The sequence below is a fragment of the Streptomyces violaceus genome, assembly GCF_036014075.1.
In the GTDB taxonomy this organism is placed as follows: Bacteria; Actinomycetota; Actinomycetes; order Streptomycetales; family Streptomycetaceae; genus Streptomyces; species Streptomyces violaceus.
In genome coordinates, this window is record NZ_CP107911.1 from 3,377,589 (window position 1) to 3,391,557 (window position 13,969).

Below are 13,969 nucleotides of genomic sequence, written 5' to 3' on the forward strand. Positions count from 1 at the left end.
GGCCGGAGTGAACGCCACCGCACCGGTCCGCCGGCTCACCGTCCTGTACGACGCCGAGTGCTCCCTGTGCGCGTTCGTGCGCGACTGGCTCCTGCGGCAGCCCCAGCTGGTGCCGCTGGAGCTGGTCCCGGCCGCCTCCGAGGAGGCCCGGCGGCGCTTTCCCGGACTCGACCACGGCGCCACCCTCGACGAGATCACCGTCGTCGGCGACGCCGGGCAGGTCTACCGGGGACCCGCCGCCTGGATCGTCACCCTGTGGGCGCTGCGCGAGCACCGGCCGCTCGCCCACCGGCTGAGCACCCCGTCCGGCGCCCGGCTGGCCAAGGGCGCGGTGCTCGCCGCCGCCAAGTGGCGCGGGGCGCAGTGGAACCAGGGGCCGCAGGGCGGGGCGCGGTGGGGCGGCCCGGTGTACCGGCGCGCGGACGGGTGGGCGTACGACCCGGACGCCGGCTGGACCTACAGCGCGCCCGGCTGTGCCGACGGCACCTGCGCCCCTCGGTAGCCGCACCCGTGCTGACGTTAGGCTCTCTTCCCGTGTCCGCGAAGAACGACGGCCCCGACGACGGCGCCGCCCCCACCAAGTCCGAGCAGACCCGCGCCCTGATCCTGGAGACGGCCATGCGGCTGTTCCAGGAGCGTGGCTACGACAAGACGACGATGCGGGCCATCGCCAAGGAGGCCGGGGTCTCCGTCGGCAACGCGTACTACTACTTCGCGGGCAAGGAGCACCTGATCCAGGGCTTCTACGACCGGATCGCCGCCGAGCACCAGGTGGCGGTCCGGGAGATCCTGGACCGGGAGAGGGACCTGGAGGCCCGCCTCGCGGGGGTGCTGCGGGCCTGGCTCGACATCGCCGCGCCGTACCACGAGTTCGCGGTGCAGTTCTTCAAGAACGCCGCCGACCCGGACAGCCCGCTCAGCCCCTTCTCCCCCGAGTCGGAGCACGCGCGCCAGGAGGCCATCAGCGTCCACCGCGAGGTGCTCGCCGGGGCCACGAAGACGAAGGTGCCCGAGGAACTGCGGGAGATCCTGCCGGAGTTGCTGTGGCTGTCCCAGATGGGGCTCGTCCTGTACTGGATCTTCGACCGTACGGAGGGGCGGGAGCGCAGCTACCGGCTCGCGGAGCGCGGTGCCCGGCTCACCGCGCGGGGCGTCGCCCTGGCCCGCTTCCGGGTGCTGCGGCCCCTGGTACGGGAGGTGCACGAGCTGTTCAGGGACTTCCTGCCGGGCATGACACGGGCGATCCCGGACCCGGCGGCGCGCCGCACCGAGCCTTAGAGCTTCACCGGGCCTTAGAGCTTCACCGAGCCTCAGGGCTTCTCAGAGCCGTGTGAGGCTCCAGAGGCGGAAGACCCCGGTGCCGTCCGAGAGGTACTGGCCGCCGCCGATGTCCTCGGTGGTGACGACGTACTCCTTCGCCTGCCACAGCGGGAGCACCGGCACGTCCCGCGCGACGGTCTGCTGCACCTCGCGGAAGTCCCGGTCGGCTTCGCCGCGGTCGGCGTAGCGCTGGCTGTCCTTGATGAGCCGGTCCACGGTCTTGCTGCTGTAGCCGGTGTTCATGGCGCTCCCGGTGCCGACGAGCGCGGCGCCGAAGGTGTCCGGGTCGGGGAAGTCGGCGACCCAGCCGACGGCGTACACGTCGAGCTTGCCGTTCGCCCACCGCTTCTGGAAGTCGGTCCACTCGTAACCCTGGAGAGTGACCTTGAACAGTCCGCCCGCCTCCAGCTCCCGTTTGATCTCGGCGCCCTCCTGCGCACCGGCGCCACGGCCCTCGGCGTAGCCGTAGGTGATGCGGACCGGCAGGGTGACACCGGCTTTGGTGAGCAACTGCCGTGCCTTCCTCGCGTCCTGGTCGGGGTAGTCGTCGAAGAACGAGGCGGTGTGGCCGGTGATTCCCGCCGGGATCAGGGAGTACAGGGGGTCCACGGTGCCGTCGTAGACGGTGGCGGCCAGTCGCTCGCGGTCGATCAGCCAGGCCATGGCCTGGCGGACCTCGGGCTTGTGCAGGGGCTTGCCCGCGCGGGTGTTGAAGTACAGGTTGCGGGTCTCGGAGCCGTCCGCCTCGAAGACGCGCTGGGCCGGGTCGCTCGGGTTCAGGCCGGCGAGGACCCGGGGCGGCAGCTGGCGGGTCGCGACCTCGACCCGCCTGTCCTTCCAGGCGGTGTCGAGGGCGCCGGGGCTGTCGTAGTAGCGCAGCTCGACGGAGCGGTCCGCGCCGCCCTTGACGGCGCCCTGGTAGCCGGCGTTGGGCGTGAGGACCGCCTTGGCGTTCTTCGTGTAGGAGGTGAGGGTGTACGGGCCGGTGCCGTCGACACCGTTGTCGGTGCGCAGCTCGGCGGCCGGGTACGCGGTGTGGTCGACGACGGAGCCGGCGCCGGTGGCCACCTTGAACGGGAAGGTCGCGTCGGGCGAGGACAGGTGGAAGGTGACGGTCAGCCGGTCGGCACTCACGGACCTGAGGGTGTCGAGCAGGGGCGCCGGGCCGACGGACGACTTGATCCTCAGGATCCGGTCGAAGGAGTACTTCACGTCCTCGGCGGTCATCGTCCGGCCGCTCGGGAAGGTGAGGCCGGGGCGCAGGTCGCAGCGGTACGTCGTCAGGTCGCCGCCGGCGAACGCGCAGCTCTTCGCCGCGTCCGGTACGGGTGTGGTGCCGCCCGGCGTGAAGGTGAGCAGCGACTGGAAGACGTTGCTGAACAGCGCCCAGGAGCCGGCGTCGTAGGCACCTGCCGGGTCGAGCGAGGTGACGGCGTCCGTCGTGCCCACCGTGATGGTCCTGCCGTCGCTCCTCGACGGCAGGAACTGCCAGGCGCCCACGCCCACGGCGGCCAGGACGAGCAGCCCCGCGAGTATCCGCATGCGAACCGATCGCATCGGCCCTGCCCTCCCCAGGCCCTTTGGGCCCTTGTGCCGGTGCCACACCCCTTCGGGGCGGCCTCACCCAATCACAGGTTTTTGACCTCGGGGAAGAGAGATCTGCCGAGTTGGGAAAGAACTTACCGATGGGCGAATCGGTCCGGTTTCACAGCTTTCTCACAGGGTGATGCACAGGGGGACGCGCAGGGCGAGCGCAGGGGATGCTCAGTCAGGCCTGCTTCGACGCCAGCTCGATCAGCGTGATGTCCGACGGTGCGCCGACCCGGGTGGGCGGGCCCCAGGCGCCCGCGCCGCGCGAGACGTAGAGCTGGGTGTCGCCGTAGCGCTCCAGGCCCGCGAGGGTCGGGTTGGCGGCGGAGGCGATGAGGTTGCCGGGCCAGAGCTGGCCGCCGTGGGTGTGACCGGAGAGCTGGAGGTCCACGCCGTGCTCGACGGCGTCGTGGATCTGGACGGGCTGGTGGGCGAGCAGCACACAGGCGCGTGCGGTGTCCCGGTCGCCGAGTGCCCGGGCGAAGTCGGGGCCCTGGCCCTCCTCCTCGCCCGCGATGTCGTTGACTCCGGCCAGGTCGAAGTACGGGAGCTCCCTGCGGGCGTTCTCCAGGGGGTTGAGGCCCAGGCGCCGGACTTCCTCGACCCACTGTTCGGCGCCGGAGAAGTACTCGTGGTTGCCGGTGACGAAGTAGGACCCGTGACGGGCCTTCAGCTGGGCCAGTGGGGCCGCCGCGGGGCCGAGGTCCTTGACGCTGCCGTCGACCAGGTCGCCGACGACCGCGATCAGGTCGGGCTGGGTCGCGTTGATCGTGTCGACGACCGTCTGCGCGAAGCCGCGGCCCAGGACCGGGCCGAGGTGGATGTCGCTGACCACCGCGATCCGGAAGCCGTGCGCCGCGCGCGGAAGCTTGGCCAGCGGCACGGTGACCCGCTTCACCTTCGGCCCCCGCAGCACGCCGTACGTGCCGTATCCCACGGTCCCGACAGCGGCGGCCGCGGCGGCACCGGCGACGACCCGGGAGACGAAGAGGCGGCGGGAGGGGCCGGTGGGGGCAGGGGGTGTGGTGTCGGCGGTGGGGATGGGGTCAGTGGAGGTGAGCGGCTGCGGAGTGGCTTCTGGGGCGTCGGGGGTGGGGTCCGTCCGGGGGTGGGGCTGAGTGGCGGAGGCGGTCGCTCCGCCACGGAGGCCGGCCTGCGCGGCGGCAGCCGCCGCCACACCGGGCGCCGCGGCGCCGACGCCCGTCTGCGGATCGGCCGCCGTCCCGGTATCAGCCACTCCACCCGGCGCCCCGGCGCCGACGCCGGCCTGCGGGCCGGGCGCCGTCGCGGAAGCAGAGGCGGTCGCTTCGCCGGGTGCGACAGGGGTGCGAGAGCCCTCGTCGGTGTCCAGGACCGCCGTGGTGTGTACCTGGTCCGCGGTCGACGCCGTCGGCCCCGTCCCGGTCTCGGTCTCGGCCCTCGTTCTGTCCCGGCGTTCCAGGAACCGCCGCAGCAGGGGGCGTACGACCTCGCCCGCCACCACCGCGAGCAGCAGGTATATCGACAGGGCGAGCCACAGGAAGCCCGGCCAGGCCAGGGTCTGCTGGAGCCAGAAGGGGGCGCCGGAGCGTTCGGCGACCAGGGCCGCGATCGCCAGGGTCCAGCCTCCGGCGATCAGGACCGCGCCTGCGCGGCGGGTGAGGCCCGGGCCGCGGGTCGTGTCGCGGAACAGGCGGCGCCACACGTACCAGTTGGCCGTCACGATGACGGCCAGGACCAGCAGTGCGATGAGTACGAAGGCGATGGCCACGGTGTCGTGTCTCCTGATTGCCGTTATGACGTCCGGCGCAGTGCGCGCAGACCACGCAACCCGATGGCCCCGACGACCGTCCCCAATACGAAGGACACGACGGCGAGCAACAGGTGCACCCAGAAGTAGGCCGTGGGATGACCGTCGTCGAAGGCGAGCCCGCTGCCGTCCTTGACAAGGTTTTTGACGAAAGTGATCCAGATGACCCAGCTCCACACCCCGAAAGCGAGCAGGAACCAGGAGACGGGGCGGCTGAGCTTCATGAGTCCAGTATCGCCAGAGCGTGTCCTGTTCCGTTCCCGGGGTGGGGGTGGAGGCGGGACTTCCCTGCGTACGGCATGTACGTTTCCGACCGTGCCCGCACCGAAGAAGACCGCCAGGCGATCCCTGCTGGTCACCGCCGCCGTCCTGTCGTCCCTCGCCCTGGCCGCACCCGCGGTCGCCGCCCCGAGCCCCTCGGGCAGTCCGTCGGCGAGCCCCTCGGCCACTCCCCCGGCGTCGATGTCGACCCTGGGCGGCGCCCGGCTCGGGCGGCCGGGGACGCAGGTGAACCTGGCGAGCGGTGTGCCGGTGCTGCCGAAGGACGTGAGCGCCCGCTCCTGGATCGTCTCCGACGCCGAGACCGGTGACGTGCTCGCCGCGCACAACGCGCACTGGCGGCTGGCCCCGGCGAGCACGCTGAAGATGCTGTTCGCGGACACGCTGCTGCCGAAGTTCCCGAGCACGGCCGAGCACAAGGTCGTGCCCTCCGACCTGGCGGGTATCGGCGCGGGATCCAGCATGGTCGGGATAAAGGAAGAGGAGACATACACCGTCCACGACCTGTGGCTCGGCGTCTTCCTGCAGTCCGGCAACGACGCGGTGCATGTCCTGTCCGCGATGAACAAGGGCGTCGAGAACACCGTCAAGGAGATGAACGAGCACGCCGAGGAACTCCAGGCCCTCGACACGCACGTCGTCAGCCCGGACGGCTACGACGCCGAGGGACAGGTCTCGTCGGCCTACGATCTGACGTTGATCGCCCGCTCGGGGCTCCAGAAGAAGGACTTCCGGGAGTACAGCTCGACGGTCAGCGCGAAGTTCCCCGGCGAGACGAAGAAGGACAAGAAGGGGAAGTCCGTCCGCAAGCCCTTCGAGATCCGGAACACCAACCGGCTGCTGAGCGGCGACTTGGACGTGCCCGTCTACGAGGGCATCGCGGGCGTGAAGAACGGCAACACCACCAACGCGGGCGCCACCTTCACCGGCGTCGCCGAGCGGAACGGCAAGGTGCTGCTGGTCACGGTGATGAACCCGGAGAAGGACGGGCACAACGAGGTCTACAAGGAGACCGCCCGGCTGTTCGACTGGGGCTTCAAGGCGGCCGGGAAGGTGCAGCCGGTGGGCGAGCTGGTGCCGCCGAAGAGCGCCGCGCAGGGCAGTGACCGGCCCGGCGCGAACCCCTCCGGCGAGGCCGGCGGCTCCGGCGACGGCGGCAAGACCGGAACCGGTTCGAAGCCGGTGGCCAGCGCCTCGGCCGCGGACGGCTCCAGCGGCATCGGAACCGCGCTCGGTATCACCGGCGGGGTGCTGGTGCTGCTCGCGGGCGGCGCCTTCCTGATCAACCGCCGCTGGCCCCTGCCGGACCTGGTACGCCGCCGGACCCGTCCGGGCGACGACGACTGACACCCAGCAGCCGGCACCACCTCAGGCATCACCGGGAAGGTGCTGATGCCGCTCGCGGGCGGCACCCTCCAGGCCAACCGACACCCGGCTCTCCGCCGAGGCCGGGTGGGTCCGCAGCCCGGCGTAGCGGGGTGCCTCCCCCACTCTCGGCTTCGCTCGAGCGGGGGGACCCCCACCGCCCACCCGTGCCGCCCTGGGGGCACCGCCCAGGCCCTTAAGGCACTGGGGGGAGGCACGCATGCCCGCAGCTAGGGCGGCTCGCGACTGCCCGCAGCTGGGGTGGATGGCGCAAGCCACGACGCACCCGCAGCCGCCGGTTCACGGAAGGGGACGTGTCGGGGGGTGTCCGCCCACAGCGGTTGGCGCGTCAACGGACAGTCAGTCGGCGTCCGACCCCATCGCGCCGTTCCGAGGACGGACACCCCCCGGCGCGGCCCCGACCCACCACCACCGCGCAGGCGCGACGCGCACGCCCCCCACCGCTCAGCTCTCCGTCGACCCCGCGACGACAGCTGACGCCCCAGCCGGCACCCCGCTCGGTCGCTGCTCAGGGGGCGCCTTTCCGGTCAACCGCCGCCCGCCACCGCCGCATCCGGTGCGCCGCCTGAACCGCCCGGGGGGGCGAGGGTCGGCGGTTTCCGGTCAACCGCCGCCCGCCACCGCCGCATCCGGTGCGCCGCCTGAACCGCCCGGGGGGCGAGGGTCGGCGTCCGGGAGTTCCTCCTCCTTGCTGTGCGTCGCCGTCCAGGCCGCGCAGAACAGCACCAGCTTCGAGGTGAAGTTGATCCACAGCAGCAGGGCCACGGGCACACCGAACGCGCCGTACATGCTCTTCGCGGCCACGCCCTGGAGATAGCCGCTGAGCAGCAACTTCAGCAGTTCGAAGCCGACCGCTCCGGTCAGCGCGGCCACGACCAGGCGGTGGCGCGTCGGCTCCACTCCGGGCAGCAGCGTCAGGACGTAGAGAAGGAGCAGGAAGTCGGCGAGGACGGCGACCAGGAACGCGGCGATCCGCAGCAGGACCCCGCCCCAGCCGCCCTCGTCGATGCCCAGCTGCCGGATGATCCAGCCGACCATCGCGGAGGCGACAGCGGAGGCGGCGAGGGTGACGAGGATCGCGCCGCCGAGGCCGACCAGGACGCCCGCGTCCTTGGCCTTGCGCAGGACCGGGTTCTCCTCCTCTTCGGGCAGCTCCCACACCGCGCGCAGGCACTCGCGCATGGAGCCGGCCCAGCTGATGCCGGTGAAGAACAGCAGCGCGCCCGCGATGAGGCCGATGGTGCCGGCGTTGTCCACCAGCCCTGAGATGTTCAGCTGGTCGGAGATGCCGGGCACCTGCTCGGCGATCTTGTCCTGCAGCTTGTCCTGCTGGTCCGCGCTGAGGGTGGCGGCGGCGATCGCGGCGGCCACGGTCAGCAGCGGGAACAGCGCGACGAAGCTGGTGAAGGTCATCGCGGCGGCCAGCCGCGTCCATGCCACGCGGTCCAGCCGCTCGTACGACCGCCACGCGTGCGTGATCATCAGCCGTGCCACCCACGGCCCGACGACCGGAAGCTTTTTCAGCCAGTCCATGATCCGCTTCTGCCCTCCGCCCGGAACACCCATGTACGGGTACCCCAGAACCGCAGAATCGTGGCCAGGGCCATGCCGACGACCGCACCGGAGACCGTGTCCGCCCGCTGCGAGGTGAGCCCGAGGCCGTAGTGACTGACGGCGAGGCACAGCAACTGGACCGCCGCACCGGCGAGATTCACCGCGCAGAAGACGGCGTACGGCCGCCAGCCCCGGCCCCGCGTGGTCCGGTAGGTGCCGAGGGCGTTGCCCGCGTAGGCCACCGAGCAGGCGGCCACGAAGGACAGTGCCTTGGCGGTGAGCGGGTCGAGTCCGGCGGGGCCGCGCAGGCAGGTGAACAGGGTCAGGTCGACGGCGTAGGCGAGGAGACCGACGGCGGCGAAGCCGGCCAGTTCCCGGCGCAACGGCGGCGCCGGTCGGTTCTGCCACGCGCGCGTGGTCACCAGTTGGCCACCGCCAGGCCGTACATCGCCATCCACACCAGGCCGATGAGGGCGAGCGCCCGGTCGCGCAGGACGACGTCCTCGGGTTCGCCGGCCGTGCCGCGGTCGGCGAAGACGGCGTACCTCAGGACGGCGAGGATGAAGGCGACCATGGACAGCTGCCGCCAGGGCAGCACGCTGGTGTGCGGGACGCCGCCCTCCTCCATGGCCCACAGGCAGTAGCCGAGGACGGCGACCCCGGCCGCGAGCTGCCAGACGAAGCGGAGGTAGTCGGTGGTGTACTCGGTGAGCAACGCGCGCGTGGCGCCCGCGTTTCCAGCCATCTGCACGGCTTCGGAGTAGCGCTTGGCCGACACCATGAACAGCGCGCCGAAGCCGGTGGTGATCAGGAACCAGCGCGACAGCGGGATGCCGAGGGCGAGTCCGCCGATCATCGCCCGCATCAGGAAGCCGGTCGTGACGACGGCGAGGTCGACGACGAGGACGTGCTTGAGGCTGATGCAGTAGGCCAGTTGCATGCCGAGGTAGGCGGCCAGCAGGGCGGCGACGGCCGGGGAGCACAGCCGGGCCGCGGCGGCGGGCGCGAGGACGGCGAGGACGCCGCCGACGGCGTAGGCGACGGGCACCGGGACCTGCCCGGCGGCGACCGGGCGGTGCCGCTTGGTGGGGTGGGCACGGTCGGCTCCGGCGTCGCGGGCGTCGTTGACGAGGTAGACGGCGGCGGCGCAGGCGGTGAAGAGGACGAAGACGAGGGCGAGTTGCACCAGGGCGTGCCGGGAGAAGAGCTCGCCCGCGGCCGCGGGGGCGGCGGCCACGAGGATGTTCTTGATCCACTGCCGGGGGCGCGCCGTCCTGAGGAGACCGGCCAGAAGACTGCCCTTACGGGGTGGCGCGGGCCGCTCCCCGCCGGCGCGCTGCCGCAGGACGGCCGTCTCAGTCATGGCGGGTGCCTCCCTTCACCCAGCGGGCGCCGAGCCGGGCCGTGAGCGCGCCGAGGGCGGCGCCGGCCGCGACGTCCGAGGGGTAGTGGACGCCGGCCACCAGCCGCGAGACGCACACGGCGGCGGCGAGGGGCGGGACCGCTCGTGCTCCCAGGGCACCGAAGGCGACAGCGGCGGCCGCGGCGGAGGTGGCGTGCGAGCTGGGGAAGGAGTGCCGGCCGACGGTGCGCACCAGGGGCTCGACATGCGCGGGGCGCGGTCGGCGCACGACCCGTTTCACGCCCATGCTGACGAGATGCGCCCCGGCGGTCAGCGCCGTGCCGCGCAGCCAGGCGCCGCGCCGCCCGCCGTCCAGGGCGGCTCCGGCCAGCCCCGCCGCCAGCCACAGTGCCGCGTGCTCCCCCGCCCAGGACAGGGCACGCGCGGCGCCTGCCACGCGCGGGTCGGTGCCGCACGCCCTGAGCGCCGAAACGATCCGGTGGTCCATGTCGTGCAGGTCGTCGTGGTCGTCCATGTGGACTCACTGTTCACGCCCATGTGGCCTGAACTCCGGCAATATTGAGCGACATCCCATTAATCACCCATTTCGGGGAGAGATGCCATGTTCACTAACTAATCGCCCACGAGAGGGCGATACGGTCACGAGCATGTCTGCCGACACCGAATCCGCCCCGGACGTCATGGGCCTGGATCACACCACCGTCACCGGCTGGGGCCGCACCGCTCCCACCGCAGGCTGGCTGATCCGCCCGAGAACGTACGAGGAGGCCGCGGCGGCCGTCCGGGAGTGCGGGGCCCGCGGCGGAATCCCCCGGGGCCTGGGACGGGCGTACGGGGACGCGGCGCAGAACGCGGGCGGGGCCGTGCTCGACATGACGGGCCTGGACCGCGTCCACGCGATCGACGCCGCCGGCGGGACCGTGCTGTGCGACGCGGGAGTCTCCCTGCACCGGCTGATGCAGGTCCTGCTGCCGCTCGGCTGGTTCGTGCCGGTCACCCCCGGCACCCGCTACGTCACCGTCGGCGGGGCGATCGGCGCCGACATCCACGGCAAGAACCATCATGTCTCGGGCTCGTTCTCGCGGCATGTCCTGTCCTTCGAACTGCTCACCGCCGACGGCGAGATCCGCACGGTGATCCCCGGCACGCCTCTGTTCGACGCCACCACGGGCGGCATGGGGCTGACCGGCGTGATCCTCACCGCGACGATCCGGCTCCAGCCGGTCGAGACCTCGCTGATGTCGGTCGACACCGAACGGGCGGCGGACCTCGACGACCTGATGGCCCGGCTGGCGGCCACCGACCACCGCTACCGCTACTCGGTCGCCTGGATCGACCTGCTGGCCCGCGGTTCCGCCACCGGCCGGGCGGTCCTCACCCGCGGCGACCACGCGCCCCTGGACGCCCTGCCCGCCCGCACGCGTTCGGACCCGCTCGCCTTCCGCACCCCCCGGCTCCCGGCCGCCCCCGCCGTCCTCCCCGAGGGCCTGCTCGGCCGGACGACGGTGGGCCTCTTCAACGAGCTCTGGTACCACAAGGCCCCCCGCGCGCGGGTCGGCCAACTCCAGCGGATCTCCGCCTTCTTCCACCCCCTGGACGGGGTGCCCCACTGGAACCGGGTCTACGGCCGCGGCGGCTTCGTGCAGTACCAGTTCGTCGTCGGCCACGGCCGGGAGGACGCCCTGCGCCGCATTGTCCGCCGCATCTCGGAGCGCCGCTGCCCGTCGTTCCTCGCCGTCCTCAAGCGCTTCGGGGAGTCCGACCCGGGCTGGCTGTCGTTCCCCGTGCCGGGCTGGACGCTGGCGCTGGACATCCCGGCGGGGCTGCCCGGCCTCGGGGCGTTCCTCGACGAACTCGACGAGGAGGTCGCGGCCGCGGGCGGGCGCGTCTACCTCGCCAAGGACGCCCGGCTGCGTCCGGAGCTGTTGGCGGCCATGTACCCGCGCCTGGACGACTTCCGCGCACTGCGCGCCGAACTGGACCCGCACGGGGTGTTCGTGTCCGACCTGGCCCGCCGCCTCGGCCTCTAGGCACCGGCGACCCGCCCGTCACGCAGGCAACCTCTAGGAGCTGTCATGAAGGACGCCTTCGGTCTCCCCCAGTCCCTGCTCGTCCTCGGCGGCACGTCGGAGATCGCGCTGGCGACCGCCCGCCGGCTGGTCGCCCGCCGCACCCGCACGGTCTGGCTGGCGGGCCGCCCCTCGGCCGCCCTGGAGGAGGCCGCCGGGCGGCTGCGCGGGCTCGGGGCCGACGTGCACACCATCGCGTTCGACGCGCTCGATCCCACCTCCCACGAGGCCGTGCTCGGCAAAGTCTTCGCCGAGGGCGACATCGACATGGTGCTGCTCGCCTTCGGTCTGCTCGGCGACCAGGCCCGTGACGAGCGGGATCCGGAGGCGGCGGTGCGGGTCGCGCAGACCAACTACACCGGCGCGGTCTCGGCGAGCCTGGTGTGCGCCCGCGCGCTCCAGGCCCAGGGGCACGGCTCCCTGGTCGTCATGTCCTCCGTCGCGGGCGAGCGGGCCCGCCGCGCGAACTTCATCTACGGCTCCAGCAAGGCCGGCCTCGACGCCTTCGCGCAGGGCCTGGGCGACGCGCTGCACGGCACGGGCGTGCACGTCATGGTCGTACGCCCCGGCTTCGTCCGTACGCGGATGACCGCCGGCCTGCCCGAGGCGCCCCTCGCGACCACCCCCGAGGCGGTCGCGACGGCCGTGGAGCTGGGTCTGCGCCGCCGCTCGGAGACGGTGTGGGTACCGGGTGCCCTGCGCGTGGTGATGGCAGCACTGCGCCACCTGCCACGCGGGGTGTTCCGGCGGCTGCCGATCTGATGCCGCCTCAGCGCGAGGGGATCGAGCCGCATTCCGCGGGGCCGGCCTGGGGCGGTACGACCGCGCCGCCGAAGGGGAACTCCCGGAGCTTGCGCCAGACGCCGTCGGCACCCTGTTCGTAGAGGGCGAAGCCGGTGCAGGGCCACTCGGCCTCGTAGCCGGCGAGTTCCTCGAAGGCGCGGTCCATCGCCGCCTCGTCGATGCCGTGCGCCACCGTGACGTGCGGGTGGTACGGGAACTGCAGTTCGCGCGGGACCGGCCCGGCGGGGTCGCGGACCTGCTGCTGGAGCCCGGTGCAGGCCTCCGCTCCCGAGACGACCTGAACGAACACGACCGGCGACACGGGCCGGAACGTGCCCGTGCCGGACAGCCGCATGGGGAACGGGCGGCCGGCCGCGGCGACCTCGGTCAGATGCGCCTCGACCGCCGGCACGGCGCTCTCGTCGATCTCCGTCGGCGGCAGCAGGGTGACGTGTGTGGGGATGCCGTGAGCCGAGGCGTCGCCGAAGCCCGCGCGCAGCTGCTGGAGCTCGCTGCCGTGAGGCTCCGGGACCGCGATCGAGACACCGATCGTTACGGTCCCCACGTCGTCTCCTGTCGTTCAGTTGGCGGGTCGCTGATACGACCACCCGGATATCGACTGTACGGCCACCGCCGGGTTACGGGCAGGCGCAACCGGAGTGATGTACAGCGCTGTCCGGTGGTACGGCTGTGCGCGGGGGCGGGTTCAGTGCTTGGCGGGCAGGAAACCGACCTTGTCGTACGTCTGGGAAAGGGTCTCCGCGGCGACCGCGCGTGCCTTCTCGGCGCCCTTGGCGAGGATCGAGTCGAGCGTCTCGGGGTCGTCCAGGTACTGCTGGGTGCGCTCCCGGAACGGCGTCACGAAATCGACCATGACCTCCGCGAGGTCCGTCTTGAGCGCGCCGTAGCCCTTGCCCTCGTACTTCGCCTCCAGCTCGGCGATGCCCTCTCCGGTGAGGGTCGAGTAGATGCCGAGGAGGTTGCTGATGCCGGGCTTCTGAGCCGCGTCGTAGCGGATGACGGTGTCGGTGTCCGTGACCGCGCTCTTGACCTTCTTCGCGGTGGCCTTCGGCTCGTCGAGGAGGTTGATGAGGCCCTTCGGCGTGGACGCCGACTTGCTCATCTTGATCGTCGGGTCCTGAAGGTCGTAGATCTTCGCCGTCTCCTTCAGGATGTACGGCTTCGGCACGGTGAAGGTCGGGCCGAAACGGCCGTTGAAGCGCTCGGCGAGGTCGCGGGTGAGCTCGATGTGCTGGCGCTGGTCCTCGCCGACCGGGACCTCGTGGGCCTGGTAGAGCAGGATGTCCGCGACCTGGAGGATCGGGTACGTGAACAGGCCGACGGACGCGCGCTCGGCGCCCTGCTTGGCGGACTTGTCCTTGAACTGGGTCATCCGGCCCGCCTCGCCGAAGCCGGTGAGGCAGTTCATGATCCAGGCGAGCTGGGCGTGCTCGGGGACGTGGCTCTGGACGAAGAGCGTGCAGCGGTCCGGGTCGAGACCGGCCGCGAGGAGCTGGGCCGCGGCCAGGCGCGTGTTCGCCCGCAGGTCCTTCGGGTCCTGCGGGATGGTGATCGCGTGCAGGTCGACGACCATGTAGAACGCGTCGTGGGTCTCCTGGAGGGCCACCCACTGGCGGACGGCGCCGAGGTAGTTGCCGAGGTGGAACGAGCCGGCGGTGGGCTGGATACCGGAGAGCACGCGGGGACGGTCAGAGGCCATGTTTCTTATTGTCTCAGAGGGCCGTGGGTGGTTTCGGCGGTGGGGAACCGCGGACCCGCTGTGGCCGGTCGCGCCCCGCGGCGGAGCCGCAAAACGATGCGGCCCCGCGCCCCTTA

General features: G+C 72.1%; 14 protein-coding genes. 5 read left to right on the top strand and 9 right to left on the bottom strand.

Features of this window, described 5'->3' with window-relative positions:
* The first annotated feature begins 7 nt into the window (after nt 1–7).
* Both OG542_RS15015 and OG542_RS15020 read left to right on the top strand, forming a co-directional pair.
* Nucleotides 8–502, top strand: coding sequence for a thiol-disulfide oxidoreductase DCC family protein (locus tag OG542_RS15015; protein WP_328411345.1), 495 nt, complete (start codon nt 8–10; stop codon nt 500–502).
* A gap of 32 nt (nt 503–534) precedes the next feature.
* Nucleotides 535–1,278, top strand: coding sequence for a TetR/AcrR family transcriptional regulator (locus OG542_RS15020; protein ID WP_328411347.1), 744 nt, complete (start codon nt 535–537; stop codon nt 1,276–1,278).
* A gap of 42 nt (nt 1,279–1,320) precedes the next feature.
* Here OG542_RS15020 and OG542_RS15025 read toward each other — a convergent pair whose 3' ends face one another.
* From OG542_RS15025 to OG542_RS15035, 3 genes are all read right to left on the bottom strand, one after another.
* A complete protein-coding gene (locus OG542_RS15025) occupies nt 1,321–2,877 on the bottom strand; it encodes an ABC transporter substrate-binding protein (RefSeq protein WP_328411349.1) in 1,557 nt (518 codons plus the stop codon).
* Between the two features lie 211 nt (nt 2,878–3,088).
* A complete protein-coding gene (locus tag OG542_RS15030; RefSeq protein WP_328411351.1) occupies nt 3,089–4,660 on the bottom strand; it encodes a metallophosphoesterase in 1,572 nt (523 codons plus the stop codon).
* Between the two features lie 23 nt (nt 4,661–4,683).
* On the bottom strand, nt 4,684–4,923 hold the full coding sequence (locus OG542_RS15035) for an SCO4848 family membrane protein (RefSeq protein WP_184591218.1): 240 nt from the start codon (nt 4,921–4,923) through the stop codon (nt 4,684–4,686).
* A 91-nt stretch (nt 4,924–5,014) separates the two neighbouring features.
* Here OG542_RS15035 and OG542_RS15040 point away from each other — a divergent pair, with 91 nt between their 5' ends.
* Nucleotides 5,015–6,325, top strand: a complete 1,311-nt coding sequence (locus OG542_RS15040; RefSeq protein WP_328411353.1) for a D-alanyl-D-alanine carboxypeptidase family protein — start codon at nt 5,015–5,017, stop codon at nt 6,323–6,325.
* A gap of 642 nt (nt 6,326–6,967) precedes the next feature.
* Here the strand turns inward: OG542_RS15040 and OG542_RS15045 are convergent.
* The 4 genes from OG542_RS15045 to OG542_RS15060 are packed head-to-tail and all read right to left on the bottom strand — an operon-like array spanning nt 6,968 to nt 9,795.
* The gene (locus OG542_RS15045) at nt 6,968–7,897 is read right to left on the bottom strand and encodes a YihY/virulence factor BrkB family protein (protein WP_311127405.1); all 930 of its coding nucleotides are present in this window, start codon (nt 7,895–7,897) and stop codon (nt 6,968–6,970) included.
* Complete coding sequence (locus tag OG542_RS15050) at nt 7,885–8,340, bottom strand: GtrA family protein (RefSeq protein ID WP_311127404.1); 456 nt, start codon at nt 8,338–8,340, stop codon at nt 7,885–7,887. The genes OG542_RS15045 and OG542_RS15050 overlap by 13 nt, the downstream gene beginning before the upstream one ends.
* A complete protein-coding gene (locus OG542_RS15055; protein ID WP_311127403.1) occupies nt 8,337–9,281 on the bottom strand; it encodes a decaprenyl-phosphate phosphoribosyltransferase in 945 nt (314 codons plus the stop codon). Before OG542_RS15055 ends, OG542_RS15050 begins: the two co-directional genes overlap by 4 nt.
* Entirely contained in the window at nt 9,274–9,795 is a 522-nt protein-coding gene (locus tag OG542_RS15060) for a phosphatase PAP2 family protein (protein ID WP_311127402.1), read from the bottom strand. Before OG542_RS15060 ends, OG542_RS15055 begins: the two co-directional genes overlap by 8 nt.
* 133 nt (nt 9,796–9,928) lie before the next feature.
* On the opposite strand from OG542_RS15060, the gene OG542_RS15065 reads away from it, so the two are divergent.
* Nucleotides 9,929–11,311 carry an FAD-binding oxidoreductase gene (locus tag OG542_RS15065; protein ID WP_328411356.1) on the top strand — a complete coding sequence of 461 codons (1,383 nt, stop codon included), beginning with the start codon at nt 9,929–9,931 and terminating at the stop codon, nt 11,309–11,311.
* A 45-nt stretch (nt 11,312–11,356) separates the two neighbouring features.
* Nucleotides 11,357–12,112 (top strand): decaprenylphospho-beta-D-erythro-pentofuranosid-2-ulose 2-reductase, encoded by a 756-nt coding sequence (locus OG542_RS15070; protein WP_184591227.1) that lies wholly within the window; start codon nt 11,357–11,359, stop codon nt 12,110–12,112.
* Nucleotides 12,113–12,119: 7 nt separating this feature from the next.
* On the opposite strand, the gene OG542_RS15075 is transcribed toward OG542_RS15070, so the two are convergent.
* Together OG542_RS15075 and trpS are read right to left on the bottom strand one after the other, a co-directional pair.
* Entirely contained in the window at nt 12,120–12,698 is a 579-nt protein-coding gene (locus OG542_RS15075; protein WP_311127399.1) for a 2'-5' RNA ligase family protein, read from the bottom strand.
* Between the two features lie 141 nt (nt 12,699–12,839).
* Entirely contained in the window at nt 12,840–13,853 is a 1,014-nt protein-coding gene (gene trpS, locus OG542_RS15080) for a tryptophan--tRNA ligase (RefSeq protein ID WP_328411358.1), read from the bottom strand.
* Between the last annotated feature and the right edge of the window lie 116 nt (nt 13,854–13,969).